Consider the following 24,594-nt stretch of genomic DNA (forward strand, 5'->3'; position numbering starts at 1 on the left):
GTCATGACACCGCTACGATGGTGAACGAAATCGTCACTGTCGAGGATTTGCCGTTACCGTTGCCATGATGTCGATGCAGTTCCAAATCGTCGGTGAGTGTGCGAAGTACGTGCCAACCGAATCGACGCTCATATGGCCGGTCGACCTCCGTTCGGGTGGTGGCGACACCGGCGGAGAAGTTGAACGCGTCCGAGGACAGCCGATACTTGCAGAAGATCTCGGAGCCTTGAATTGCGATTCTGAAGAGAGTGCTGCACGCCTCGTCAACGGCGAGTCGCAGATCGGCGATCTGGTCGAGGCTCATGTTGCACTGCCCGGCCAGTGCTGCGGACACACCTCGAATCGGGGCCAGCTGCGAGGCTTCGGCCGGAGTTCGCAGTTCGATCACAGGTCCCAAGTTCTCGGACTTCCTCGAGGTTGCGGAGGTTTGAGTCATGATTCCTCGCTCCGAAGGTCGCCCGGGCACGAGGCGGGATTGCCGCGTGTTTCGATCGGCACCGACACCTCAGAAGTTCCCGCCGCCGGGCGCCTCCAAACCCCGAGTCGGGGATTTCGGAGGACGGTTCGATGCCGTGGGTTCATCGACCGACACCGCCGGTCGAGTGGGGAAGTAGCTGCCCCGAGACCGTGCGGTATATCCGCTCGGTTTCGTCGGCAATGCGATCCCACGCGTAGCGTTGTACCGCCCGGTCCCGCCCGGCGTACCCGTACTGTTCCCGCCGCAGCGGCTCGCGCAGGAGGGTATGCACGGCATGCGCGAGTGCGTCGGAATTGCGTGGTGGAACATGGATTCCGGTGATACCGTCGACGACGGTGTCGGCCAGCCCTCCGACGGCGCTGGCGACCACCGGTTTCGAACACGCCATCGCTTCGAGAGGCACGATCCCGAACGGCTCGTACCACGGTGAGCAGACGACCACATCGGTCGAGCGCAACAGCCTGGGCATCAGATTCCGCGGAACCCGACCCGGCATCGCCAGTCTCTCGGCCACCCCGAGCCGTGCGGCGAGATCCGACAATCTTCGTGCTTCGGCATCCTCCCGGACTGCACCGTCGGTAGGGCCACCGGCAATCACGAGTTCGGTGTTCGCGAGCTTCGCGAGTGCGCGGATCGCGACGTCGAATCCCTTTCGGGGGACCAGGCGTCCGACGCTGGTGAGCCGCGAGCGATTGCTACGACGAGTGCGTGGACCGTCCGGTCGGAACTCGTCGACGTCGACGCCACACGGCACCACGGCGATGCGTGAACGCGGAATGCCCATCCGAACCAGTTCGAACACCTCGTCCGACGATGTCGCGACGACTGCGTCAACACTCCTGCCGACCTTGCACTCCAGCGGGATCCGTTCCGGGGGGCTCGTATCGCCTGCTCCCTCGTAGCGTTTCTGCACGATGCCCAATGCGTGGAAGGTGTGGACGATCGGGAGATGACAGGTCCGTCCGGCCAGCCCAGCGGTCAGTCCGGACGTCCAGAAATGCGAATGGACGACGTCGAATTCCGAGTGGGAGAAATAGTCTCGAACTCGATGTGCGAACTGCCGCAGGTGCGGCAGCAAGTCGTCCTTCGGAATCGTCTCGACTGGTCCGGCCGACACGTGTATCACGTCGTAGCCCTCGGGTGCCCGCAGCCGTTCCGGCACCGATTCGCTCTCCCGGCGGGTGAAGACGACAACCTCGTGACCGTGTCGGACCAAAGCCGCGGACAAGGCGGCCACATGGACGTTCTGTCCGCCGGCATCCGGTCCACCCGGGGCGGCGATTGGACTGGCGTAATCCGAGACCATCGCGATCTTCATCGGCGACCTTCCGCGACAAACGACGATCGGTGGGCATCGATCATGTCGGCGCTCCCGGGACGTCATTCGTCGGCGAGCAACGGTCCGAGCGGGCCCAGGTCGATGTTCAGATCCTCGGGCGTGAGTCCGAAATGCTCGCGCAGCTCCTCCATCTTCTCCTCGAGCAACATCAACGTCGTACCGATGCGTTCGATCTGCTCTTCGGACAGATCGCCGGCATCGACCCGGCGCAGGGCCTGCCGCTCCATTAGCTGACGCAGCAGTTCGACCAAAGTGAGCACCAGCGCCACGAGGCCGCGCTCGACCGATTCGGGATCAGAATCGATCCGTTGTCGCAACGACGGACCGCGCTCGCGGAGCGAATCGTCCTCCGTGGTGTGCGATGGGTCGGGAATCTCGTTCACGGGCCGCTCTCGGGCGTCCGGCCCGGCGAAGGCGTCAGCGCACTGACCGAGGAGACCAGCGTCCTGAGCGAGATGTGGACCATGTCCACGTCCGCGATCGAGAGGGTGATCTCGCCGGCGACCACCACGCCACCGCCGAGGACCCGATCGAGCAGATCCACCAGCGCGATCCGGCGATCCGGGTAGGCGGGAACGTTCATCCCCCGCTCGATTCGACAAACGTGAACGAGTACGGCGGCCACGGACCTGTGAGGACGGTCTCGACCCCGTCGACACGAGCATTGATGTCGTCGACCGCCGTGGCGAATTCGTGGGTCCGGCGGTTGTCGACCAGATATGTCGCGTTGAGGATTTCCCATGCCCGGTGAGGGGAGAGGGTCGGCGCGGTGGGCGGTTGCCGCGTCGCGGCGACTGCGAGATTCGCGAGTTGGGCGTAGATCTCGTCCGCCTGTCTCGCAGCAACAGACTCCGCGTCTCTGCGAGCAGCTGCTTGCGCCCGCCGGCGCATGAGATACGCCGTTCCTGAGCTCGTTCCGTTCTCGTCCGAGGTGTCACCGCGCTCGGTGGACTTGCCGCGATCGGCGTAGGCCCTGACACCCCATTCCGCTCGGTCCGCGATCCGATCCAGCGCGTCCGTGAAGTCGTTGACATTCTCGCGCAACATGATTCGCACTCGTTCGTCGTCGTAGTAGACCGTCGCAAGGCGAAGGGGGACCGTTGCGCCGCCGGCACAGATGGCGGCTACGACTGCGTCGTGACGGCGCGCGGCGTCCGAGAGCCAATCGAGGTCTTCGAGATTGCGTCGCAGTGCGTCCTCACCATACTCGCCGAGATCGACCGACCCCACTACAGCGGTGAAGCCGCCGGCGGCCACCGTGCGCAACTGCTCGCCTGCTACACCACGGATTCCGGAGATCCCGTTGGGAAAGGAACTGTCGGTCGTGACCGCATAGACCCACACGCCCTCATTCCTGGTCACGGTGCTGCTCCTCGGCGATCGCCCGGTCGGCCTCTGCCGGTTGGTGCGAGGTGGTGAGGTCCGCAGCGGCGTGGTCGCCCGATTCCAGTGCCGCAATACGGTCACGCAAGCGCTGATTCTCCATCTCGAGGTCGTTGCTGCGCCCGGTGAGCCACGGGTCGTGCTCCCACCAGTTGATTCCGACCTCGCGAGCCGTCTCCAAAGAGGCGATCACCAATCGGAGCTTGATGGTCAGCAATTCGATGTCGAGTAGGTTGACGCGGATGTCACCCGCAATGACGATTCCCTTGTCGAGGACGCGCTCGAGAATGTCTGCGAGGTTGGCCGGTTCGTGTCCGGCGCCGCCGAGTCCCTGACTGTAGGGCTGTGGGTAGCCGGAGCCTCCCGCCCGCGTCACGACCCCGAACCCTTCGAATGTCCCCGCGTGTACTGACGAATTCGCTGGTAGGACAACAGCATCCCGTCCAGATCCAGGACGACGGCGTAGATGGCCAGGACGTCGGACGACGACGGGATGCGGCGGTCCTCGAGGACCTCCACCTCCACGGACCATCCTTCGTCGCTCGGCGCGACGGATACCGCGCCGAGCGGAGTTCGCCCGGTGAGTTGGGCGATCTGGCGGGCCGCTTCGGCGGCGGCCTGCGGGGCTGTCAGGTCGATACCCTCGCCGGCGTCCTCGCCGGCGTCGCGGGCTATGTCCGGGTCATGTGGTCCCGTCATGGCTCACTCCTGTCGACCGGCGTCGTCGGCACCCTCAGGGTGCGTCATCGAGTCGAGGATTTGTTTCTCGGCCAGCGCAGCCTCCTCCTCGGACAGTTGTCCCGACGATCGAGCGTCGTCGACCTCTTCCAGACGGCGCCGCAGGGCGGCCGGACTGTACATTTCCTCCTCCACCTGGCGGCGCACGATCTCACTGATCCACATCACCCCGCGAACAGGTGCGAGAGGAAGCCCGAATATTGCGGTGAAGATGCCCATGCTCAGGTCCCGGGCGCTCGGGTCTTCGTGAAGTCGTAGGCAGCGAGGGGGCCGAGGACGGTGAGATCGACGCGATCCTGCCAATCCTGGGCCAGCTGCGTGACCGTCTTGTCCAGAGTGTCGATCTCGTCCGTGGCAATCAGCACGGCGACGGAACCGGCATCCTCCTCGTTGGTTGCGTCGCGGACCCGCAGTTCCTTCGCCACCGGCTCGAGCGCCTCGACCAGTCGCTGCGTGTCGTGGTCACGCTTGGCGGACAACGTCTGGCTGATGCGCTCGCCGAGCGCCAGTCGTTCATCGCGCGTGACGTCCTCCGGTTGCTCCCGAATGATCTCCCGGAGCCGGGCGGTCTCCTCGTCCTCGGACAGGATCTCGCGGAGGATGGAGTCCTCGACGTATCGTCCCTTCACCACGTACTGGACGAGCCCCTCGAGCTGGTCGAGCGCCTGTTGGAACTCGTCCCGGTACGGTTCCAGGAGTTCGGACACGACCGCGTCGCTATCGGTCATCACGGCGCCGAACCGGAACGGCAGCACAGGTGCGACCATGGCCGTGGTGTCGAGAATCCTCGCGTGGGCCCGAAGGTCGTCCGGTGTCCCCAGTTGCGCATCCGGATCGATCTCGCTGACGAGTGCGGCAATGTCGTCGAACGTGACGGTGGCAAGCGGGCGTGGGGGTGTGCCGATGCCGGTCGCGTCCGGTTTCACCTCGACATCCGCCGGCACCAGGCCGTAGACGTATACCGCTGGGCGGTCGCCGTTCTCGGATTTCTGCTCTGTCATTGCTCGCTGCCTCCGCGGGATCGTCCTCGTGGCTGCTTCTCTCGGGCCTCCTCGACGCTGCCGAGGAAGTCGGCCACCTTCTCGCCGGCCGCCTCGATAGCGCCCTTCGACTTCGAGTGGGCGGCACCCTGCGTCATGCCCTCCACCATGTCCGGTAGGCCCTGCGGTTCGGAGCCGGAGATCTCCAACCGGTTGACGGCCTCGGCGAAACGCAGATATGTATCGACGCTTGCGACCACGACTCGGGCGTCGATTGTGAGGACTTCGATACCCACCAGCGACACGCGGACGTAGGCGTCGATGACGAGACCCTTGTCCAGGATTGTGTCGATCACGTCGGCGAGGCTGCTGGAACTCGGTCCACCACCTGCGCCTCCACCACCTTGCACCATGGTCATCGGGTTGCCTCCTGCTTCCGGCGCCGCCTCGGCCGTGGCGCCACCGCGTCCTCGTTCTCGTCCTCGTGTTCGTCGTCGGACGGCTGCTCGTCTCCTCGCTCGTCATCGGCCGGCTCGTCGGAATCTTCCTCCGCGTTGTCGCGGTCGCGATCCTCCTCCTCTTCTTCCTCCTCCGGTTCTTCTTCGGGTTCCTCGAGTTCGTCCTGCTCTTCCTCGTCCCGGTCTTCGAGTTCCTCGAGCGGCACGACCTGACTGTCGTGGATCTCGCCGTGCCACCCCTCCACATCGTCCGGGTGCAGCACCGTTTGCGTCATGACGTGACGCTGGAAGTGCTTGAGCTCCAATCTGATCCGACGTCCCTGGGCCCGCCAGATGTTGCCGGTCTTCTCGAAGAAGCCCTGTGGGTGGTACTCGATGATCACCTGAACCCGCGTCAGGCCGGGTGCGAGTTCGTGGAAGGTGATGGCGCCGTCGAGATAACCCTTGTCTCCCTTGGAACGCCACACGATGCGTTCGTCGGGTACCTGTTCGACGATCGTCGATTCCCACGATCGATGCGACCAGAAGACCTGCCCCTTCCACCGCAGTTTCTCGTCCGAGACCTGCTCCACCTGTTCGAGTTTCTTCATGAACTTCGGGAAATCGGTGAACTGTGTCCATTGGTCGTACACGAGGTCGACCGGGGCTCCGATGTCGATCTGTTCGACGATATTGGTGATCTTGCCGCCCTTGCCCTTCCCCTTGCCTTTGCCTCCGGTCAGGGTCTCCTTGAGGTCGCGGCCCTTCTCCTTGATCTTGCCGGTGATACTTGACCATCCGGCCTTCATCGCCGCCTTGGCCGGAGAATCGCCCTGCGCCAACCCCGACACCGCGGTGGCGAGCCCCCCTTTACCGCCGCCTGCGGCGAACGCGTCGAGGTTCCCCACCGTCGACGTCACGGTGTCGGTCAGTGACTTCACACCCTTCTCGGCGACTGCACCGACGAGGTGCTGAAGCGAGTCCTTGAGTTGGTCCGCACCGCCTGTCGGCTTCTTTTCTTCCTGGGTTGTGGACACGCCGTTCACCTCCCGGTCCGGCGAACCGGTGCGTCGTCCGACGCGGCAGATCGTGCACTCGTCCGCGCCTTCGGTTGGGTGGTCTTCGATTGGGCGGCCTTGCGTGTTCGCGCCGTGCTACTGCGCGAGGAGGTGGATCTCGCCCGGCTAGTTGTGCTTCGGCGCCGTGGTGCTCCGGCGGGGGCGTTCGTGTCCTCCCGATCGCCTGCTCGGTCATCGTCGCCTCGATCGGCGGCTGCCGGGCCGTGCCGATGCTCGCCCGCGGTTTCCCTTTCCTGCGTGGTGTTCTCGCCGGACTCGGGTTCCTCGGTGTCCGCGTGTTCTGCCTCGGGCGCGAGCACACCCGTCAGTCCTTCGGTCAAACCCTCGGCTCCTTTGGTCAAAACTTCGGTCGTTCCTTCGATCCGACTCGTCAGAGCGTCGATCCGGTTGCTCGCTGCTGCGATCGCGGCGTTCTTGGCGGCGTCGGCCAATTCGCCACGCACGCTTTCCGCGAGCTTCGAGACCTCCCCGGAATCGCCGAGCCGTTTGACGCCCTCACGTACCAACTCCCGTGAACTGCTCGGAAGCCGACCAGTCGCTCCCGCGCCGGCGAGCATAAGCGCGGCCTTCATCTTCTTTGTGCGACCGAGGAAGTAGCCGACCGCGACCGCAAGAGCGACTCGCATACCACCTTTCATGACTCCTCCGTGGGTTGAAGACGCGTGTCCGGTGCCCTGTCGGTCCGGATCGCAGATGTCCTCCCGAGGGTTAGCCCACCTGGCCCGGCGACAAACACGAAATTGGAGGAAAAAATCATCAGGACACCATCACCGATCCACGAGCGCTACGCGGGACTGATCCCGGTCCCTCCAACGACACGCCTGACCACGACACGGGTTTCCCAGTTACGGGCACGGCGACGATAGTCGCTGTCGCCGTGGGCTTGATCGTGGTGGCGGTCCGCGTTGTGTGACTCGGTAGGTATCCGGACGTCAGTACTGGGACCCCGCCAGGGCAATCGTTTTCGCTTCGATTGCGACTCCTTTGCGCGGACGTCTGCGCGGCGAGTCGTGAGGACTTCGCCTCTCGACCGGATCCGAGAGGGCGTCGGCGACCTGTGCGGTGTCGATGGAGCTAGTACCAGTACCGTCGGCCGCCGACTGCGCGTCCGCTGGCTCCGATGAGTGCAAGGACCACGCCGACTACGACCAGAACGATTCCGATGGTCCAGATTATCGAGACTCCTGTCAGAAATCCGATGACCAACAAGATCAATCCCAGGACGATCATGATCGCACCTCACTCCGTGTTCGTGGGAAGCGCGCACCGACTCTCGAACCGTGCCGAGCGCTCAACCACCCGGGTGATATTCCCGCCGGCGGCGGCTGCGAAACGTACGAACCGCTGCGCGTCGTCCGATTCCGCGGTTGCGGCACCAATGGGTGTGCACCAGTGCAGCTGCGGTCGAGTGCTCGCGCTGTGGCTGGCTTCCGGTCCGGTACATCGGCTGACTACGTGGTGCGCACGATCTCGGTGAACCCTGTGGTGGCGGGGCCGCCGCTCCGCGTGACGTGACTCGGTACGCGAGGTGAATTTGATTGGCGGGGTGGTGGTTTCGGTGGTCGGATGGTCGGAGGCCTCGTGGGAAGTGCTGTGACGCTGACGCTTCCGCACGGACGTGCCCACATGCCCTGTGTCACGGACGGCAACGGGTCGGATCGCGGCCATTGGCATGCGTTCGATCGGCTCGTCCCGGCACCGTTTGACACAATCCTTGTCATGCCGATGATTCAGATCAGCCAGACACCCGGCCTCACGGCGGACCAGAAGCGCGCGGTGATCGCCGCGGTGACGACCGCGTACGCCGACGCCGCGGGCAAGGACCCCGCGAAGGTGTGGGTGACGATCACCGAGGTGCCCCGCGAGAACTGGGGGGTCGGCGGCGAACCGCTCGGGTGAGTGGCGGCCGGTTCGGTCCTACGCCTTGCCGGTGCCCGCGGCGATGCCCTTGTCGAGTTGCACGACCAGCGCCTTGCCCAGCTCGGACAGCTGGGCGACCTGATCGTCGTCGAGGCCCTCGAACACCAGTGCCTGCACGGTCTCGACATGTCCGGGCGCGGCCGAGACGACCTTCGCCATCCCGTCGTCGGTGAGGACGGCGAAGGCGCCGCGAGTGCCGGCCACCGTCTCGCGGCGCGCCCAGCCGCGCTTCTCGAGTCGCGTGACGACGTGTGAAAGCCGCGACAGCGACGCGTTCGCCTGGCACGCCAGCTCCGACAGGCGCAGCCGACGATCCGGCGCCTCGGACAACACGGCCAGGACGAAGTACTCGAAGTGGGTGAGGTCGGAGTCGCGCTGCAGCTGGGTGTCGAGCGCAGCGGGCAACCGGGTGACGAACGAGACGAGCGTGCGCCACGCATCCTGCTGGGCCTCGGTGAGCCACTTGGTGTCGGTGCTGTCCTGCGCGCCCATCGGGTCGTTCTCCGATCAGTGAAAGCCAGAATCTCGGGTGAATGCCTACAGCGTGTCAAACATGTGCCGTCGCGTGTGCGGCGGGGAACAGGCGGTATCCGGGTGCGTTGACTCCCATGTTAGCTTGAAGCTTCAACAAAGGAGTTCATGTGAGTGACATGCCGGCGATCTTCCTCAGCCACGGCGCACCGCCGCTGGTCGACAGTGACCGGTGGGTCGCCGAGCTGTCGCAGTGGTCCGCGGACCTGCCCCGCCCGACGGCCATCCTCGTGGTGTCGGCGCACTGGGAGTCGGCGCCGCTGACGATCGGCGCCATCGAGACCGGTACCCCGCTCGTCTACGACTTCGGGGGCTTCCCGCAGCGCTTCTACGAGGTCACGTATCGCTCGCCCGGCGCGCCGGACCTCGCCCGGCAGGTGGCGGCGCTGATGCCCGACAACGAGCCGGTGTACCAGGACCCGCGGCGCGGCCTCGACCACGGCGCGTACGTGCCGCTGACCGTCATGTACCCCGACGCGGACGTGCCGGTTCTGCAGATCTCGATGCCCACCCTCGACCCGCAGCGCCTGCTCGAACTCGGGCGCCGGCTGCGGCCGCTCCGCGAGCAGGGTGTGCTGATCATCGGATCGGGCTTCACCACGCACGGCCTGCCTTTCCTGCGCGACCCGTCGCCGGACGCCGCGGCGCCGGGCTGGTCGGCGGAGTTCGACGCGTGGGCGGGGGAGCGGCTGGCGGCCGGCGACGTCGACGCCCTCGTCGACTTCCGCGCCCAGGCGCCCGGCATGCCATACGCGCATCCGACGGTCGAGCACTTCGCGCCGCTGTTCGTCACGCTCGGAGCGTCGAGCAACCCCGAGCAGGTGGCGAAGCAGGTGATCGACGGGTTCTGGATGGGTCTGGCGAAACGGTCGATCCAGGTCGACTGACGATCGCGCTGCACGAGAAGGCGAAGCACACCAAAGAGGTTCGGCGAAAGACGACGCGACACCCCAATTGGTGGAATGTCCCGATCGTCAGGCACCCCCTGGAGGCGACTGCAGCGCCGGATGCACACTCGTCCGGTAGCGAACCCTTCTTGCTGGACCGCGCCGGTTGAACGGTGCGAAACTTGACAGGTGGCGACGCCGAGTGACGACTTCAGGGTCCTGATGTCCAGGCGGCTCGAGCGGGTCGGGAGCTTCAGCTTCTACTTCGATGGTGAGCGGTGGGAATGGTCGGACGCGGTCGCCCGCATGCACGGCTACGAGCCCGGTGAGGTCGTCCCCACCACTGCACTGCTGCTCGAACACAAGCACCCCGACGACCGGGGAGGTGTGGCGGATCTGCTGCGGCGGGTACTGCAGGACGGCGAGCCGTTCAGTAGCAGACATCGGATCATCGACACCGCCGGCAACGTCCATCACGTCGTGGTGGTAGGTCAGCGCATCATGGCCGCCGGGCGTGCCGTCGGGACGTCGGGCTTCTACGTCGACGTCACCAACGCTGTCCGCCGCGATGTCGACCGCACCATCACCGAGAACCTCCCTGAACTCGTCGAGGCCCGCGCGATCATCGAGCAGGCGAAGGGCGCGCTGATGGTCGTCTACGGCATTGATGCCGATCACGCGTTCGACGTTCTCACCTGGCGATCTCAGGAGCTGAACGTCAAACTTCGCGTGGTGGCCGACGAGCTGGTCGCCGCGCTCCCGACTGCCATCGACATCCCCAGCAGCCTCCGAACTGTGTTCGATCGCATCCTCCTCAACTCGGGCGAGTAGCTGGTCCGCCCAGCCGCGCACGCCCGGCCCGAAGGCGCCGACAGCGGGTGGTGTCAGCGCCGTGCAGGGTTCGGAGAACCACGACCCGTATCGGAACGCCCCAGCGCGGAGAACCTCGTGGTCCTCGGCGCTCTTCTCGTCCGCCTGTGACATGTGGTGATCATTCACCTGACCGACAGCCCATCTGACACGGGGACGCCATCACATTCCTTCCCTTCGGTACGCGTGGCGGATACCCACCCGCCGTACGTGAAACTGAACTCCCAGCGGGCGAGACTCGTCATCGCGGCCCTGTTCGTCGCGCGCGGAGCGTCGAGCAACCCCGAGCAGGTGATCGACGGGTTCTGGATGGGTCTTTCGAAACGGTCGATCCAGGTCGACTGACAATTGCCGTCGCCACCGTTGGGGACCCGTGGCCGCGGCCTCGATCGGTCGCCCTGGGATGATGGGTGCATGCGCGGCGAGTCCACCACCATCCCAGCAGCAACCTCGGCGTCTCCCGGCGGGGCAGCCCGACACGATTCGACGACCTCGCGTGAACAGTTCCGCGCGCTGGCCGTCGAGCATCGTGTGGTCCCTGTCATCCGCAAGGTGCTCGCGGACGCCGAGACCCCGCTGTCGGCGTACACCAAGCTGGCCGGCAGCCGTCCCGGCACCTTCCTGCTTGAGTCGGCCGAGAACGGCCGATCGTGGTCGCGCTGGTCGTTCATCGGCGCGGGCAGCCCGGCCGCACTCACGGTCTGTGACGGCGAGGCCGCCTGGTACGGCAACGTCCCCGTCGGTGCCCCGTCCGGCGGCGATCCGCTGGTCGCGCTCGGGCGCACACTCGAACTGCTGCGCAGCGAACGTCTCCCGGATCTGCCACCGTTGACCGGCGGCATGGTCGGCTTCCTCGGCTACGACGCCGTCCGGCGGATCGAGCGACTGCCCAGCCACGCGGTGGACGACCTGCAGATCCCCGAGATGGTGATGCTGCTCGCGACGGATCTCGCTGCGGTCGACCATCACGAGGGCGCCATCACGCTCATCGCCAACGCGGTCAACTGGGACGGCTCCGACGAACGGGTCGACGAGGCCTACGACGACGCGGTCGCCCGCCTGGACCGGATGACCGACGCGCTCGCCGCACCCGCGCCGTCGACCGTGTCGACGTTCGCCCGGACCGAGCCCGACTACCGGCGGCAGCGCACCACTGAGGGCTTCGGGATCGACGTGCGCCGACTCATCGGCGAGATCGAGGCCGGCGAGGCGTTCCAGGTGGTCCTGTCGCAGCGGTTCGAAATGGACTGCGCCGCAGAGCCGATCGACGTGTACCGGATGCTGCGGGCGTCGAACCCGAGCCCGTACATGTACCTGGTGCAGGTCCCCGGCGCAGACGGGGAGACGGCCTTCTCGATCGTGGGGTCGAGCCCCGAATCGCTCGTCACGGTGAAGGAGGGCGTCGCGACGACGCATCCCATCGCGGGCACGCGGTGGCGCGGTGCCACCGAGGAGGACGACATCCTGCTCGAGAAGGACCTGCTCGCCGACGAGAAGGAGAACTCCGAGCATCTGATGCTCGTGGACCTCGGACGCAACGATCTGGGGCGGGTGTGCGAGCCGGGTACCGTGAAGGTGCACGACTACCGGCACATCGAGCGCTACAGCCACGTGATGCACCTGGTCTCGACGGTGACGGGCCGCCTCGCCGCGGGGAAGCACGCCCTCGACGCAGTGACGGCATGCTTCCCGGCGGGCACGCTCTCGGGTGCTCCGAAGGTGCGGGCGATGGAGTTGATCGACGAGCTCGAGCCGACGCGGCGCGGGATCTACGGCGGGATCGTCGGTTACCTGGACTTCGCAGGCGACGCCGACACGGCGATCGCGATCCGCACGGCGCTGATCAAGGACGGCACCGCGTACGTGCAGGCCGGTGCCGGTGTGGTGGCGGACTCGGATCCCGTCTACGAGGACACCGAGGCGAGGAACAAGGCGATGGCAGTGCTCAGTGCCATCGCGGCAGCGCAGACGTTGCGGCCCTTCGGGGGTCGCTCGGAGGTGAACAGCGGTGAGTGAGAACAGGACCGGCGGTCGTCGCGCCGTCGGGATCGCGGCGCTGCTGCTCGCGGTCGCGGCGGTGTGCCTGTGGGGCGCGTCGCGGATGACGTGGGTGACGGTCAACTCGTCGGACGGGTTGGGCGTGGATCGCGTCACGAACCTCGACGGCGGCACGTGGGCGGCCGCGACCACGCCGCTCGCGCTCGTCCTTGTCGCAGCGATCGCCGCCGCGTTCGCGGTGCGCGGCTGGATGGTCCGGGTGCTCGGGGTCCTGGTCGCGGTCGTCGCGGTCGTCGCCGCGATTCCGGCGATCGGTCTGCTGACCGGTGGGGCGTCGAACGAGCGCGCCGCGGACATCGCCGGCTTCGAACGCGTCGGAACGCAGGTGACGGCCACCGACGTGTCGACCGCGCCGGCACTGTTGGTGCTGTTCGGCTCGGTCGTGGCGCTCGCCGCGGCGGTCGTGCTGATCCGCAAACCGGCTGCGGCCGGGGGACTCTCGTCGAAGTACGACAGTCCGGCCGCGCGCAAGGAGGCAGCCGCGAAGCGCGGGGCCGACGGAGGGCAGCCGGAGCAGCAGACCCAGCGCATGCTGTGGGACGCGCTGGACGCAGGGGAGGACCCCACCGTCGACGGTGTCGACGACGGCCCGACCAGTGATGGGTCGAGCCCGCGGGTGAACGATGTGAGCAAGGACACCGGGTCTGCGGGTACCCGCCCGGAGGGCGAATAACCGCGACCTCTAGGCTGAGTCAAGATCCGATGAGGTTCCTCACATCGGTATTGACATGCCGGAAAGGACTCGAGCCACGATGACCGTTCTCGACTCGATTCTCGACGGGGTGCGCGCCGATGTCGCCGCCCGCGAATCCATTCTCGACATGGCCGCGGTGAAGGCCGCTGCCGCCGCCGCGCCGCCCGCGCTGGACGCCGCGGCCGCGCTGCGTGCCTCCGGCATCGGCGTCATCGCCGAGGTGAAGCGGGCCAGCCCCTCGAAGGGTGCACTCGCCGACATCCCCGATCCCGCGGTGCTCGCCTCCGCGTACGAGGCCGGGGGTGCCCGGGTGATCAGCGTGCTCACCGAGGAGCGCCGGTTCCACGGATCGCTCGCCGATCTCGACGCGGTCCGTCGTGCGGTGAACATCCCGATCCTGCGCAAGGACTTCATCGTCGGGCCGTACCAGATCCACGAGGCGCGGGCGCACGGTGCGGACGTCATCCTGCTCATCGTCGCGGCGCTCGAGCAGAGCGCTCTGACCTCGCTGCTGGACCGCACCGAGTCGCTGGGCATGACGGCGCTCGTCGAGGTCCACACCGAGGAGGAGGCGGACCGGGCGCTCGAGGCCGGCGCCAGTGTCATCGGCGTCAATGCCCGCAACCTCAAGACCCTCGAGGTCGACATGGACACGTTCGGCCGCATCGCGCCGGGGCTGCCGACGAACGTCGTCAAGATCGCCGAGTCCGGGGTGCGCGGCACCGCCGATCTGCTCGCGTACGCGGGTGCCGGGGCGGACGCGGTTCTCGTCGGTGAGGGGCTGGTGACCAGCGGCGACCCGCGGGCCGCCGTGGCGGAACTGGTGACGGCGGGCGCGCATCCGTCGTGCCCCAAGCCGGCTCGCTGATCCGTCGCGTGGATCGGGACCCGACCACTCGTTCTCGTGGGCGTTGGGGCAGACTGGAGGGGTGACTTCACGCAATGACGCCCTCGTCTCCAAGGGTGGGAATCTGCCCACTGCCAGCGCCGGTCTGACGGAGCGCTCCGGTCACGAGCCGGACCCCGGCGGCCATTGGGGGGTCTACGGCGGACGGCACGTTCCCGAGGCGCTCATGGCGGTCATCGAGGAGGTCACGGCCGAGTACGAGAAGGCCCGCTCCGACGATTCGTTCCTCCACGAACTGGATCGTCTCCAGCGCGACTACACCGGCCGCCCGTCACCGATCTTCGAGGCGACCCGGCTGCGCGAGCATGCCGGCGGCGCGCGGATCGTCCTCAAGCGGGAAGACCTGAACCACACCGGATCTCACAAGATCAACAACGTGCTGGGGCAGGTGCTGCTCGCCAAGCGGATGGGCAAGACCCGCATCATCGCCGAGACCGGCGCCGGCCAGCACGGCGTGGCCACCGCGACCGCGTGTGCGTTGCTCGGTCTCGATTGCATCGTCTACATGGGCGCGGTCGATACCGCGCGGCAGGCACTCAACGTCGCCCGCATGCGACTGCTCGGTGCCGAGGTGGTGTCCGTCGAAACCGGTTCGGCGACACTGAAGGACGCGATCAACGAGGCGCTGCGTGACTGGGTCACCAACGCCGACCGCACGTACTACTGCTTCGGTACCGCTGCCGGACCGCACCCGTTCCCGATGATGGTGCGCGACTTCCAGCGCGTCGTAGGCCTCGAGGCGCGGGCACAGGTTCAGGCGATGGCCGGCCGACTGCCCGACGCGGTCGTTGCGTGCGTCGGCGGCGGATCGAACGCGATCGGCATCTTCCATGCGTTCATCGACGATCCGGCGGTCAAGCTCGTCGGATACGAGGCCGCGGGCGACGGCATCGCGACCGGTCGCCATGCCGCTACCTTCGCCGGTGGCTCCCCGGGCGCCTTCCAGGGTGCGTACTCCTACCTCCTGCAGGACGAGGACGGGCAGACCATCGAGTCGCACTCGATCTCGGCCGGCCTGGACTACCCGGGCGTCGGTCCCGAGCATGCGTACCTCAAGGACACCGGACGCGCGTCCTACGAGCCCATCACCGACACCGAGGCGATGGACGCACTGCTGCTGCTCTCCCGCGCGGAGGGCATCATCCCTGCCATCGAGTCCGCCCACGCGGTCGCCGGTGCACTCAAGCTCGGTCGCGAACTCGGTGAGGGCGCGATCATCGTCGTGAGCCTCTCCGGCCGCGGCGACAAGGACATGGACACCGCCGCGAAGTGGTTCGGCCTGTTCGACGACGACAACGAAGACGCCGCCGCTGCGAGTGCGTCGAACGAGGAAGGTACGGCCAAGTGAGCCAACGAGAGTCACGCCTGGCGCCGACGTTCGCCCATTGCCGGGAGGAGAATCGGGCGGCCCTAGTCGGCTACCTGCCCGCCGGCTACCCGGACGTGCCGACGTCGATCGACGTGTTCAAGGCGATGGTCGATTCGGGCTGCGACATCATCGAGGTCGGGGTCGCGTACTCCGACCCGGTCATGGACGGGCCGACGATCCAGGCGGCCGCCGAAACGGCACTGCGCAACGGCGTGCGGCTCCGCGACGTGTTCACCGTCGTCGAGCAGATCGCGTCGGTGGGCGGCAAGGCCGTCGTGATGACGTACTGGAACCCGGTGCTCAAGTACGGCGTCGACGCGTTCTCCCGCGACCTGGCGTCGGCCGGAGGCCTGGGCATGATCACGCCGAACCTGATCCCGGAGGAGGCCGGCGACTGGATGGAGGCGTCCGAGCGGCACCATCTCGACCGCATCTTCCTCGTCGCGCCCTCGTCGACCGAGGAGCGGCTGGCGATGACGCTCGAGGCCAGCAGCGGCTTCATCTATGCGGCGTCGACGATGGGTGTGACCGGTGCGCGTGACAGCGTCTCGTCGATGGCCCCCGAGCTGACGGCGCGCATCCGGGCCCACTCGGACATCCCGGTCGGTGTCGGCCTGGGCGTTCGCTCCGGTGCGCAGGCCGCGGAGATCGCGTCGTACGCGGACGCCGTGATCGTCGGTTCGGCGATCGTTTCGGCGGTCGAGCAGGGCCTGGGCGCTGTGCGCGCGCTCACTGCCGAACTCGCGGAGGGTGTGCGCTCGGCTACCGTGGCCCCGTGACTCCGATGGCGACTTCGACGCAAATCCTCGCTTACATCCCGAGCCCACCGCAGGGCGTCTGGTACGTGGGGCCGCTGGCCCTGCGCGCCTACGCGCTGTGCATCATCGCCGGCATCATCGTCGCGATCGTGTGGGGCGATCGGCGTTGGGTCGCCCGCGGTGGTGAGAAGGGCACCGTCCTGGACATCGCGGTCTGGGCGGTGCCGTTCGGGCTGATCGGTGGCCGCCTGTATCACGTGATGACGGACTGGCCGACGTACTTCGGCCCCGGCGGTAACCCGGTCGACGCGCTCAAGGTGTGGCAGGGCGGCCTGGGGATCTGGGGTGCGGTGGCGCTCGGCGCCGTCGGCGCCTGGATCGGCTGCCGTCGCCGCGGGATTCCGTTGCCCGCGTTCGGCGACGCGATCGCGCCAGGGATCATCCTCGCGCAGGCGATCGGGCGTCTCGGCAACTGGTTCAACCAGGAGTTGTACGGGCGCGAGACGACGGTGCCGTGGGGCCTCGAGATCTACGAGCGCACCGACGCGTCGGGTCGCATCAACACCCTCGACGGTGTGTCGAACGGCGTGGTGCAGCACGTGGTCCACCCGACGTTCCTTTACGAGCTGGTGTGGAACCTGCTCATCGTCGTGCTGCTGGTCGTGGTCGACCGTCGGTTCAAGATCGGCCACGGGCGACTGTTCGCGCTGTACGTGGCCGGATACTGCGCGGGCCGGTTCTGGATCGAGCTGATGCGTTCGGACCACGCGAGCCACATCCTGGGCATCCGGGTGAACTCGTTCACGTCGGCGATCGTCTTCGTCTGCGCCGTGGCCTACTTCGTCCTCGCCACCAAGGGACGTGAGGATCCGGCGGATCTGCAGCCGCACCGCGGGAGCGAACACGAATTGGTGAGCACACCAGGACCCGCGGCTGCCGACGACGAATCAGAGCAGTCGGATCGCGTCGACAGCGATCGGTCCGAGATGGAGGGGGAGAAGAAATTGAAGGGGAAGAAGAAATGACGGACTCGGACAAGCCGTCCGGTGACGAATCGGCGAAGGACCCGACGTCCACGCCGACACCGCCCGAGTTCGGCTCGCCCTTCGACTACGACGCGACCGCGGACGCGTCGATGACCGAGTCGACGTCCGGGACCTCGTCGGTGCCCCCGTCGGGTGGGAACACCGCCGGCCCGGGCTGGGACACATTCTCGGGCGTCGGCAACGGTCCGGGTTGGGGAACCGGACCGACCTACCCGCCGCCGGTGGGCGACCAGCCCCTGCCCCCGACCGGGCCCGTCTACGGAACCCCGCAGCCCGAGTACGGCCAGCAGACGACGCCTCCGCCGTCGATGGGCTACCCGCAGGCACCTGTCCCGGGATATCCGAGTCCGCCCGGGTATCCGGCGGTTCCCGGGTACGCCGCCGGATACGGTGACCCGAGCGCACCGTTCGGGCGTGACCCGATCACCGGTGAACCCCTCTCCGACAAGTCGAAGACCACCGCCGGTCTGCTGCAGATTCTGCTGGGCTTCGTTTCGCTGCCGGGAATCGGTCGTCTCTACCTCGGAAGCATCGGCATCGGCCTCACCCAGATGCTGGTCTTCTGGCTGGGCCTGATCACGACGATCTTCGGCATCGGGTTCGTGATCTTTCCGTGCATCTGGATCTGGGCGTTCGTGGACGGCATCCTGATGCTCACCGGCAGCGTCCGCGACCCACAGGGCAGACCGCTACGCAGTTGATTCCCGCCGGTCACGACTCGTTCGTACCCACCGCCCGCGCTGTTCTCCGGCGCGGGCGGTGCGCATTTTCGCCATCGCTTCGGGTGGCCTCGGCGCGGTAAACTGGCCCGGCCGGATATGGAACTCGGCAACCTTCACGGGTCGACAGCGTGCCGGTGGACCCCGATCGATGCAGTCAGCACCCGTAGTTGGCGACCCCCGCCAGGGAGCCGCCGGAGAAGTGCGCGACGCGCGATGGTCCGCAGCGAAGCTCTCCCGAGCTTGGCGCGGGCCGGTGTGGAGGTGTTCGGTGCTGTACTCTCTGCAACCCGATTCCCGCGGCCTGTACGTCCGAGATCACGAATCCGATTCGTGCGGAGTGGCGATGGTGGCCGACGTCCACGGCCGCCGCTCGCACACGATCGTCGCCGACGCGCTCCTCGCGCTCGACAACCTCGAACATCGCGGTGCCGCCGGTGCGGAGGTGAACAGCGGCGACGGCGCCGGGATCCTGCTCCAGCTTCCCGGCGGGTACTTCCGGGACGTCGTCGAGTTCGAACTGCCTGTGCCGCTGCCCGACGGCACCGAAACGTTCGCCGCCGGGATGTGTTTCCTACCGCAGCACCCCGATCGCCGGGCCGAGGCTCGGCGGCGTATCCACGCGATCGCCGAGGCCGAGGGCGTCGACATCCTCGGCTGGCGCGACGTCCAGGTGGATCCGATCGGTGCCGACGTCGGCGCGACCGCGCTGTCGTGCATGCCGTACATGACGTACCTGTTCGTGGCGCTGCCGCCGGTGGACGGTGTCCGGGTCGGCGGCGTGGATCTGGACCGGCGGGTGTACGGGCTGCGCAAGCGTGCGGAGCGGGTGACGTCGGAGATCGACGACGCCGGAACCGGCGTGTACTTTCCGTCGCTGTCGAGCCGGACCGTGACCTACAAGGGCATGCTGACGACGGCGCAGCTGGCGCTCTACTTCCCCGAGCTGAGGGACCCGCGCGTGACGAGCGCGATCGCCGTCGTCCACAGCCGGTTCTCGACCAACACGTTCCCTTCGTGGCCGCTGGCGCACCCGTTCCGCTACATCGCACACAACGGCGAGATCAACACCGTCCGCGGCAACCGGAACCGGATGCGCGCGCGGGAGGCGATGCTGGCGAGCACCGTCATCCCCGGCGACCTCGAGCGGCTGTACCCGATCTGCACCCCGGACGCCTCGGACTCGGCATCGTTCGACGAGGTCCTCGAGCTGCTGCATCTCGGTGGGCGTTCGTTGCCGCACGCGGTCCTGATGATGATTCCGGAGGCGTGGGAGAACCACACATCGATGACCGACCAGCGGCGCGCCTTCTACCAGTTCCACGCGTCGTTGATGGAGCCGTGGGACGGCCCGGCGTGCGTGACGTTCACCGACGGGACCGTCGTCGGTGCGGTCCTCGACCGCAACGGGCTGCGGCCGGGGCGGTGGTGGCACACCTCGGACGGCCGGGTCGTGCTCGCGTCCGAGAGCGGTGTGCTGCCGATTCCGCAGTCCGAGGTGATCGCGAAGGGGCGCCTCGAACCGGGAGAGATGTTCCTGGTCGACACCGCGGCCGGGCGCATCGTGCCCGACAGTGAGATCAAGGCGCAGTTGGGGGCGGCGCAGCCGTACCGGGATTGGCTGCACGCCGGCCTGCTGGATCTGCGGTCGGTGCCGAGCCGTGGCCGGATCCCGCACGATCACGAGTCGGTGGTGCGACGCCAGCAGGTGTTCGGCTACACCGAGGAGGAACAGCGGGTGCTCCTGGCGCCGACGGCGACGGCGGGCGTCGAGCCACTCGGGTCGATGGGGACCGACACGCCCATCGCGGTGCTCTCGCAGCGACCGCGCCTGCTGTTCGACTACTTCGTCGAGCTGTTCGCGCAGGTCACCAACCCGCCGCTCGACGCGATCCGCGAGGAGATCGTCACGTCGCTGCGCCGCGTGATGGGGCCGGAGCAGAACCTGCTCGAGCCGACCGCTGCGTCGTGCCGGCAGATCGTGCTGTCGTGGCCGGTGCTCGACAACGAAGAGCTCGGCAAGATCATCGACATCAACGCCGACGGCGACTGTCCGGGCTTCGCGGCGACCGTGCTGCGCGCGCTGTACGACGCGGACAGTGGCGGCGAGGGCATGGCCGAGGCGATCGAGGACCTGCGCGAGGCGGCGAGCGCCGCCATCGCGAACGGATACCGGACGTTGGTGATCTCGGACCGGGACTCCGACCACCTGCGCGCCCCGATCCCGTCGCTGCTGGCGGTGTCCGCGGTCCACCACCATCTGATCCGCACCAAGGAACGGACCAAGGTGGCGCTGGTGGTCGAGTCGGGGGACGCGCGGGAGGTGCACCACATCGCTCTGCTGATCGGGTTCGGGGCGGCCGCCGTCAACCCGTACCTGGCGATGGAGTCGATCGAGGACCTCGTCGCCGAGGGCGAGTTGACCGGCGTCGAATCCTCGGTCGCGGTCCGCAACTACCTCACGGCGCTGGGCAAGGGCGTGCTGAAGGTGATGTCCAAGATGGGCATCTCGACCGTCGGGTCCTACACCGCCGCACAGGTGTTCGAGGCGATCGGGCTTTCGCAGGACGTGGTCGACGAGTACTTCACCGGCACCGTCAGCCGCCTTGGCGGGGTCGGTCTCGACGTTCTCGCGCGCGAGGTACAACTGCGGCACCGTGCCGCACATCCCGAGAACCCGTCGTCGCTCGTGCACCGACGCCTCGACGTCGGCGGCATCTACCAGTACCGGCGGGACGGCGAGCTGCACCTGTTCACACCCGAGACGGTGTTCCTGCTCCAACACGCCACCCGGACGGGGCGGGACGACGTCTTCGGCCGGTACTGCACGGAGGTCGATCGGCTCTCCGCCGAGGGCGGCACGCTGCGCGGGCTGTTCGAGTTCCGGCGCGGCCTGCGCCCGCCCGTCCCCCTGTCGGAAGTCGAACCGGCGGAGGCTATCTTCGCGCGCTTCAACACCGGTGCGATGAGTTACGGCTCCATCTCCGCCGAGGCCCACGAGACGCTCGCGGTGGCGATGAACCGGATCGGTGGGCGATCGAACACCGGTGAGGGCGGCGAGGACGTCGACCGTTTGTACGACCCGCTGCGCCGCAGTGCCGTCAAGCAGGTGGCGAGTGGTCGCTTCGGTGTGACGAGCGACTACCTCGTGAACGCGACCGACATCCAGATCAAGATGGCCCAGGGCGCCAAGCCCGGTGAGGGCGGCCAGCTTCCGGCGTACAAGGTCTATCCGTGGATCGCGCGGACCCGGCACTCCACACCCGGGGTGGGCTTGATCTCGCCGCCCCCGCACCACGACATCTACTCGATCGAGGACCTCGCGCAGCTCATCCACGACCTGAAGAACGCGAACGAGAACGCGCGTGTGCACGTCAAGCTGGTCAGCTCGGTGGGCGTCGGCACCGTCGCCGCCGGGGTGAGCAAGGCGCATGCCGACGTCGTGCTGATCTCCGGCCACGACGGCGGGACCGGCGCGTCGCCGCTCACCTCGCTCGAGCATGCGGGGCTGCCGTGGGAGGTCGGCGTCGCCGACGCGCAACAGACCTTGGTGCTCAACGGGTTGCGCGATCGGATCACGATGCAGTGCGACGGCGGTCTGCGCACGGTGCGCGACGTGGTGGTCGCGATGCTGCTCGGCGCCGAGGAATACGGGTTCTCCACCGCGCCGCTGATCGTGGCCGGCTGCATCATGATGCGGGTGTGCCACCTCGATACCTGCCCGGTGGGGGTTGCGACGCAGAACCCGGAACTGCGCAAGCGGTTCACCGGCAAGCCCGAGTTCGTCGAGGCGTTCTTCCGCTTCATCGCCGAGGGCGTCCGGCAGTACCTCGCGGAACTCGGCTTCCGTACCGTCGACGAGGCGGTGGGACATCCGGAGATGCTCGAGACCGCGGTCGGCGTGGCGCACTGGAAGAGCCTGGGACTGGACCTGAGCCCGATCTTCGCGACCGAGGTGCCCCAGACGGGCGGCGGGGTCCCGCAACGTCGGCGGGTGCGCGCTCAGGACCACGGCCTCGACCTCGCACTCGACCGCACCCTCATCCAACTGGCCGAGGGCGCCCTCGAGGACGCGCTACCGGTACGCCTCGAGCTGCCGGTCCGCAACGTCAACCGGACCGTCGGGACGCTGCTGGGATCGGAGGTCACCCGGCGCTACGGCGCGGCCGGGCTGCCCGACGACACGATCCGCGTCCAGCTCGAGGGTTCGGCGGGGCAGTCGCTGGGCGCGTTCCTGCCCCCGGGGATCACGCTCGACCTGGTCGGCGATGCGAACGACTATGTGGGCAAAGGTCTCTCGGGCGGACGCATCGTCGTCCGGCCGGCCGACGACGTGCTGTTCCTGCCCGAGACCCAGGTGATCGCCGGGAACACCCTCCTCTACGGCGCGACGTCCGGGGAGGCATACCTCCGCGGGCTGGTGGGCGAGCGGTTCTGCGTGCGGAACTCGGGTGCGGTCGCGGTGACCGAGGGCGTCGGTGACCACGCGTGCGAATACATGACAGGCGGGCGGGTCGTCGTGCTCGGACCGATCGGCCGGAACATGGCAGCAGGCATGTCGGGTGGGATCGCGTTCGTGCTCGACGCCGATCCCACGAAGATCAATCAGGCCATGGTGACGCTGCAGGCGCCCGACGGTGACGACCTGCGGTGGCTGCGGGTGGTGGTCGAGCATCACCTGCGCTGGACCGGATCCGCCGTCGCGGCCTCGGTCCTGGCCGACTGGCCGCGGCGCTCGGCGCTGTTCACGAAGATCATGCCCGTCGACTACCAGCGCGTGCTCGAGGCGACGCGGATGGCCCGGGCCGAGGGCCTCGACGTCGACACGGCGATCATGGAGGCAGCTCGTGGCTGATCCGCAGGGTTTTCTGCACGTCGTGAAGAAGGAGGCGCGCAAGCGCCCGGTCTCTGAACGCGTCCACGACTGGCGCGAGGTGTACGAGCCGCAGTCCGCGAGCGAGCGCGCCCGTGAGGTGTCCGAGCAGGCGAGCCGCTGCATGGACTGCGGCATCCCGTTCTGTCATTCCGACAGCGCCGGGTGCCCGCTCGGGAATCTGATCCCGGAGTGGAACGACCTGGTGCGCCGCGGCCGATGGGATGCCGCTGCCGAACGGCTGCACGCGACCAACAACTTCCCCGAGTTCACCGGGCGGGTCTGCCCGGCGCCGTGCGAGGCGGCGTGCGTGTTGGCCCTGGCCGACACCCACACCACCGGGAGCGTGACGATCAAGCGTATCGAGCAGGCCATCGCCGACGCTGCGTGGGAGAAGGGTGACGTGGGCCCCGCTCTGCCCGAGGTGCACACCGGCAAGCATGTCGCGGTCGTGGGCTCGGGGCCGGCGGGACTGGCGGCCGCGCAACAACTTACCCGCGCGGGGCACGAGGTCACCGTGTACGAGCGCGACGACCGGTTGGGGGGTCTGCTGCGGTACGGAATCCCGGCGTTCAAGCTCGAGAAGTCCGTTCTGGACCAGCGCCTGACCCAGATGCGCGTGGAGGGAACGCATTTCGTCACCGATGTCGAGGTTGGGGTGGAACTCCCGGTGTCGTCGCTGAAAGCCCGATTCGACGCGGTGGTGCTGGCGACGGGTGCGCTCAAGGCGCGGGACAACCGCGATCTGGTCGGCCGTGAACTGGATGGCGTCCACCTCGCGATGGAGCACCTCGTCGCGTCGAACCACGAGTGCGAGGGCGACGGCCCGTCGCCCATCACGGCGCGGGGCAAGCACGTCGTGATCATCGGCGGTGGCGACACCGGAGCCGACTGCCTCGGGACGGCCCACCGTCAGGGTGCGCTGTCCGTCACGCAGCTCGACTACCATCCGGCGCTGCCGACGGAGCGGGACGAATCGGCGACCCCGTGGCCGGCGTGGCCGATGGTGCTGCGCACCTCACCGGCGCACGCCGAGGGTGGCGTCCGGCGCTACGAGGTTGCGGTCCAACGGTTTCTGGGTGACGCGGAGGGCCGCGTCCGGTCGATGATCCTCGCGGAGGTGCGACTGGGACGCGACGCCGACGGTCGGCGGACGATCTTCCCGGTCGGTGAGGAGATCGAATTGCCCTGCGATCTAGCGCTTTTCGCGATCGGATTCGAGGGGACGGAGACTGGGCCCCTGCTCGACGACCTCGGAATCGCGACAAATCGCCGCGGATCGCTGTCGTGCGGATCCGACTGGCAGACCGCAGCTCCCGGTGTGTTCGTGTGTGGTGACGCACACCGGGGAGCGTCGCTGGTGGTGTGGGCGATCGCGGAGGGGAGGTCGGCCGCGCACGGCGTCGACGCGTTCCTCACCGGAAGTTCCGACCTGCCGGCGCCGGTCCATCCGACGGCGCTGCCGTTGACCGTCGTCTGATGCTCACACGTCCGTCACCCGTCGTTCGCCGGCCGAATAGAGTTCGTT

General features: G+C 67.6%; 26 protein-coding genes and 1 pseudogene. 13 read left to right on the forward strand and 14 right to left on the reverse strand.

Features of this window, described 5'->3' with window-relative positions; genetic code table 11:
• Window position 1 precedes the first annotated feature (1 nt).
• The 13 genes from ABI214_RS00800 to ABI214_RS00860 all read right to left on the reverse strand — a co-directional run bounded on the left by ABI214_RS00800 (window position 2) and on the right by ABI214_RS00860 (window position 7,664).
• On the reverse strand, window positions 2–388 hold the full coding sequence (locus tag ABI214_RS00800) for an ATP-binding protein (RefSeq protein WP_348605320.1): 387 nt from the start codon (window positions 386–388) through the stop codon (window positions 2–4).
• A 190-nt stretch (window positions 389–578) separates the two neighbouring features.
• Window positions 579–1,796 carry a glycosyltransferase gene (locus tag ABI214_RS00805; protein WP_348605321.1) on the reverse strand — a complete coding sequence of 406 codons (1,218 nt, stop codon included), beginning with the start codon at window positions 1,794–1,796 and terminating at the stop codon, window positions 579–581.
• Between the two features lie 62 nt (window positions 1,797–1,858).
• Entirely contained in the window at window positions 1,859–2,134 is a 276-nt protein-coding gene (locus ABI214_RS00810; RefSeq protein WP_348612067.1) for a gas vesicle protein K, read from the reverse strand.
• A 62-nt stretch (window positions 2,135–2,196) separates the two neighbouring features.
• A complete protein-coding gene (gene gvpJ / locus ABI214_RS00815) occupies window positions 2,197–2,400 on the reverse strand; it encodes a gas vesicle protein GvpJ (protein WP_348605323.1) in 204 nt (67 codons plus the stop codon).
• Window positions 2,397–3,179: a GvpL/GvpF family gas vesicle protein gene (locus ABI214_RS00820; RefSeq protein ID WP_348605324.1), complete on the reverse strand. Its 783-nt coding sequence runs from the start codon at window positions 3,177–3,179 to the stop codon at window positions 2,397–2,399. Before ABI214_RS00820 ends, gvpJ (ABI214_RS00815) begins: the two co-directional genes overlap by 4 nt.
• Window positions 3,166–3,576, reverse strand: a complete 411-nt coding sequence (locus ABI214_RS00825; RefSeq protein ID WP_348605325.1) for a gas vesicle protein — start codon at window positions 3,574–3,576, stop codon at window positions 3,166–3,168. Before ABI214_RS00825 ends, ABI214_RS00820 begins: the two co-directional genes overlap by 14 nt.
• A complete protein-coding gene (gene gvpO, locus ABI214_RS00830; protein ID WP_348605326.1) occupies window positions 3,573–3,899 on the reverse strand; it encodes a gas vesicle protein GvpO in 327 nt (108 codons plus the stop codon). The genes ABI214_RS00825 and gvpO overlap by 4 nt, the downstream gene beginning before the upstream one ends.
• 3 nt (window positions 3,900–3,902) lie before the next feature.
• Window positions 3,903–4,157 (reverse strand): gas vesicle protein GvpG, encoded by a 255-nt coding sequence (locus ABI214_RS00835; protein WP_348605328.1) that lies wholly within the window; start codon window positions 4,155–4,157, stop codon window positions 3,903–3,905.
• Between the two features lie 2 nt (window positions 4,158–4,159).
• A complete protein-coding gene (locus tag ABI214_RS00840) occupies window positions 4,160–4,939 on the reverse strand; it encodes a GvpL/GvpF family gas vesicle protein (RefSeq protein ID WP_348605329.1) in 780 nt (259 codons plus the stop codon).
• A complete protein-coding gene (gene gvpJ, locus ABI214_RS00845; protein WP_348605331.1) occupies window positions 4,936–5,337 on the reverse strand; it encodes a gas vesicle protein GvpJ in 402 nt (133 codons plus the stop codon). Before gvpJ (ABI214_RS00845) ends, ABI214_RS00840 begins: the two co-directional genes overlap by 4 nt.
• Window positions 5,334–6,392, reverse strand: a complete 1,059-nt coding sequence (locus ABI214_RS00850; RefSeq protein WP_348605332.1) for an SRPBCC family protein — start codon at window positions 6,390–6,392, stop codon at window positions 5,334–5,336. Before ABI214_RS00850 ends, gvpJ (ABI214_RS00845) begins: the two co-directional genes overlap by 4 nt.
• A gap of 5 nt (window positions 6,393–6,397) precedes the next feature.
• On the reverse strand, window positions 6,398–7,060 hold the full coding sequence (locus tag ABI214_RS00855; RefSeq protein ID WP_348605333.1) for a hypothetical protein: 663 nt from the start codon (window positions 7,058–7,060) through the stop codon (window positions 6,398–6,400).
• A gap of 448 nt (window positions 7,061–7,508) precedes the next feature.
• A complete protein-coding gene (locus ABI214_RS00860) occupies window positions 7,509–7,664 on the reverse strand; it encodes a DUF6131 family protein (protein ID WP_348605334.1) in 156 nt (51 codons plus the stop codon).
• Between the two features lie 489 nt (window positions 7,665–8,153).
• Here ABI214_RS00860 and ABI214_RS00865 point away from each other — a divergent pair, with 489 nt between their 5' ends.
• Window positions 8,154–8,333 (forward strand): tautomerase family protein, encoded by a 180-nt coding sequence (locus ABI214_RS00865; protein WP_348605335.1) that lies wholly within the window; start codon window positions 8,154–8,156, stop codon window positions 8,331–8,333.
• Between the two features lie 18 nt (window positions 8,334–8,351).
• Here the strand turns inward: ABI214_RS00865 and ABI214_RS00870 are convergent, their stop codons facing one another.
• Entirely contained in the window at window positions 8,352–8,846 is a 495-nt protein-coding gene (locus tag ABI214_RS00870; protein ID WP_348605336.1) for a MarR family winged helix-turn-helix transcriptional regulator, read from the reverse strand.
• 158 nt (window positions 8,847–9,004) lie between these two features.
• On the opposite strand from ABI214_RS00870, the gene ABI214_RS00875 reads away from it, so the two are divergent.
• The 12 genes and pseudogenes from ABI214_RS00875 to ABI214_RS00930 all read left to right on the forward strand — a co-directional run bounded on the left by ABI214_RS00875 (window position 9,005) and on the right by ABI214_RS00930 (window position 24,546).
• Window positions 9,005–9,772, forward strand: a complete 768-nt coding sequence (locus ABI214_RS00875) for a dioxygenase family protein (protein WP_348612070.1) — start codon at window positions 9,005–9,007, stop codon at window positions 9,770–9,772.
• A 222-nt stretch (window positions 9,773–9,994) separates the two neighbouring features.
• Window positions 9,995–10,603, forward strand: a complete 609-nt coding sequence (locus ABI214_RS00880) for a PAS and ANTAR domain-containing protein (RefSeq protein WP_348612073.1) — start codon at window positions 9,995–9,997, stop codon at window positions 10,601–10,603.
• Between the two features lie 285 nt (window positions 10,604–10,888).
• Window positions 10,889–10,987, forward strand: a pseudogene (locus tag ABI214_RS00885) (dioxygenase); the annotation flags it as partial.
• Between the two features lie 69 nt (window positions 10,988–11,056).
• Window positions 11,057–12,658, forward strand: coding sequence for an anthranilate synthase component I (locus tag ABI214_RS00890; protein WP_348605337.1), 1,602 nt, complete (start codon window positions 11,057–11,059; stop codon window positions 12,656–12,658).
• Entirely contained in the window at window positions 12,651–13,373 is a 723-nt protein-coding gene (locus ABI214_RS00895) for a TIGR02234 family membrane protein (protein WP_348605339.1), read from the forward strand. Before ABI214_RS00890 ends, ABI214_RS00895 begins: the two co-directional genes overlap by 8 nt.
• A 79-nt stretch (window positions 13,374–13,452) precedes the next feature.
• The gene (gene trpC, locus ABI214_RS00900) at window positions 13,453–14,262 is read left to right on the forward strand and encodes an indole-3-glycerol phosphate synthase TrpC (protein ID WP_348605340.1); all 810 of its coding nucleotides are present in this window, start codon (window positions 13,453–13,455) and stop codon (window positions 14,260–14,262) included.
• A gap of 61 nt (window positions 14,263–14,323) precedes the next feature.
• Entirely contained in the window at window positions 14,324–15,649 is a 1,326-nt protein-coding gene (gene trpB, locus ABI214_RS00905; RefSeq protein ID WP_348605342.1) for a tryptophan synthase subunit beta, read from the forward strand.
• Window positions 15,646–16,449, forward strand: coding sequence for a tryptophan synthase subunit alpha (gene trpA / locus ABI214_RS00910; protein ID WP_348605343.1), 804 nt, complete (start codon window positions 15,646–15,648; stop codon window positions 16,447–16,449). The genes trpB and trpA overlap by 4 nt, the downstream gene beginning before the upstream one ends.
• Window positions 16,450–16,454: 5 nt before the next feature.
• Entirely contained in the window at window positions 16,455–17,453 is a 999-nt protein-coding gene (gene lgt, locus ABI214_RS00915; protein WP_348605345.1) for a prolipoprotein diacylglyceryl transferase, read from the forward strand.
• Complete coding sequence (locus tag ABI214_RS00920; protein ID WP_348605347.1) at window positions 17,450–18,175, forward strand: TM2 domain-containing protein; 726 nt, start codon at window positions 17,450–17,452, stop codon at window positions 18,173–18,175. Before lgt ends, ABI214_RS00920 begins: the two co-directional genes overlap by 4 nt.
• Before the next feature lie 289 nt (window positions 18,176–18,464).
• Window positions 18,465–23,048: a glutamate synthase large subunit gene (gene gltB / locus ABI214_RS00925; RefSeq protein WP_348605348.1), complete on the forward strand. Its 4,584-nt coding sequence runs from the start codon at window positions 18,465–18,467 to the stop codon at window positions 23,046–23,048.
• A complete protein-coding gene (locus ABI214_RS00930; protein ID WP_348605349.1) occupies window positions 23,041–24,546 on the forward strand; it encodes a glutamate synthase subunit beta in 1,506 nt (501 codons plus the stop codon). Before gltB ends, ABI214_RS00930 begins: the two co-directional genes overlap by 8 nt.
• Window positions 24,547–24,594 lie beyond the last annotated feature (48 nt).

The organism is Prescottella soli, from assembly GCF_040024445.1.
Lineage (GTDB): Bacteria > Actinomycetota > Actinomycetes > Mycobacteriales > Mycobacteriaceae > Prescottella > Prescottella soli.

What these genes read in the sequence shown, in the direction of transcription:
- ABI214_RS00805 (WP_348605321.1), bottom strand. Translation starts at nt 1,796, where the DNA reads ATGAAGATCGCGATGGTCTCGGATTACGCCAGTCCAATCGCCGCCCCG.
- gvpJ (WP_348605323.1), bottom strand. Translation starts at nt 2,400, where the DNA reads ATGAACGTTCCCGCCTACCCGGATCGCCGGATCGCGCTGGTGGATCTG.
- gvpO (WP_348605326.1), bottom strand. Translation starts at nt 3,899, where the DNA reads ATGACGGGACCACATGACCCGGACATAGCCCGCGACGCCGGCGAGGAC.
- ABI214_RS00835 (WP_348605328.1), bottom strand. Translation starts at nt 4,157, where the DNA reads ATGGGCATCTTCACCGCAATATTCGGGCTTCCTCTCGCACCTGTTCGC.
- ABI214_RS00840 (WP_348605329.1), bottom strand. Translation starts at nt 4,939, where the DNA reads ATGACAGAGCAGAAATCCGAGAACGGCGACCGCCCAGCGGTATACGTC.
- gvpJ (WP_348605331.1), bottom strand. Translation starts at nt 5,337, where the DNA reads ATGACCATGGTGCAAGGTGGTGGAGGCGCAGGTGGTGGACCGAGTTCC.
- ABI214_RS00855 (WP_348605333.1), bottom strand. Translation starts at nt 7,060, where the DNA reads ATGCGAGTCGCTCTTGCGGTCGCGGTCGGCTACTTCCTCGGTCGCACA.
- ABI214_RS00860 (WP_348605334.1), bottom strand. Translation starts at nt 7,664, where the DNA reads ATGATCGTCCTGGGATTGATCTTGTTGGTCATCGGATTTCTGACAGGA.
- ABI214_RS00865 (WP_348605335.1), top strand. Translation starts at nt 8,154, where the DNA reads ATGCCGATGATTCAGATCAGCCAGACACCCGGCCTCACGGCGGACCAG.
- ABI214_RS00870 (WP_348605336.1), bottom strand. Translation starts at nt 8,846, where the DNA reads ATGGGCGCGCAGGACAGCACCGACACCAAGTGGCTCACCGAGGCCCAG.
- ABI214_RS00875 (WP_348612070.1), top strand. Translation starts at nt 9,005, where the DNA reads ATGCCGGCGATCTTCCTCAGCCACGGCGCACCGCCGCTGGTCGACAGT.
- ABI214_RS00880 (WP_348612073.1), top strand. Translation starts at nt 9,995, where the DNA reads ATGTCCAGGCGGCTCGAGCGGGTCGGGAGCTTCAGCTTCTACTTCGAT.
- ABI214_RS00890 (WP_348605337.1), top strand. Translation starts at nt 11,057, where the DNA reads ATGCGCGGCGAGTCCACCACCATCCCAGCAGCAACCTCGGCGTCTCCC.
- trpC (WP_348605340.1), top strand. Translation starts at nt 13,453, where the DNA reads ATGACCGTTCTCGACTCGATTCTCGACGGGGTGCGCGCCGATGTCGCC.
- lgt (WP_348605345.1), top strand. Translation starts at nt 16,455, where the DNA reads ATGGCGACTTCGACGCAAATCCTCGCTTACATCCCGAGCCCACCGCAG.
- ABI214_RS00920 (WP_348605347.1), top strand. Translation starts at nt 17,450, where the DNA reads ATGACGGACTCGGACAAGCCGTCCGGTGACGAATCGGCGAAGGACCCG.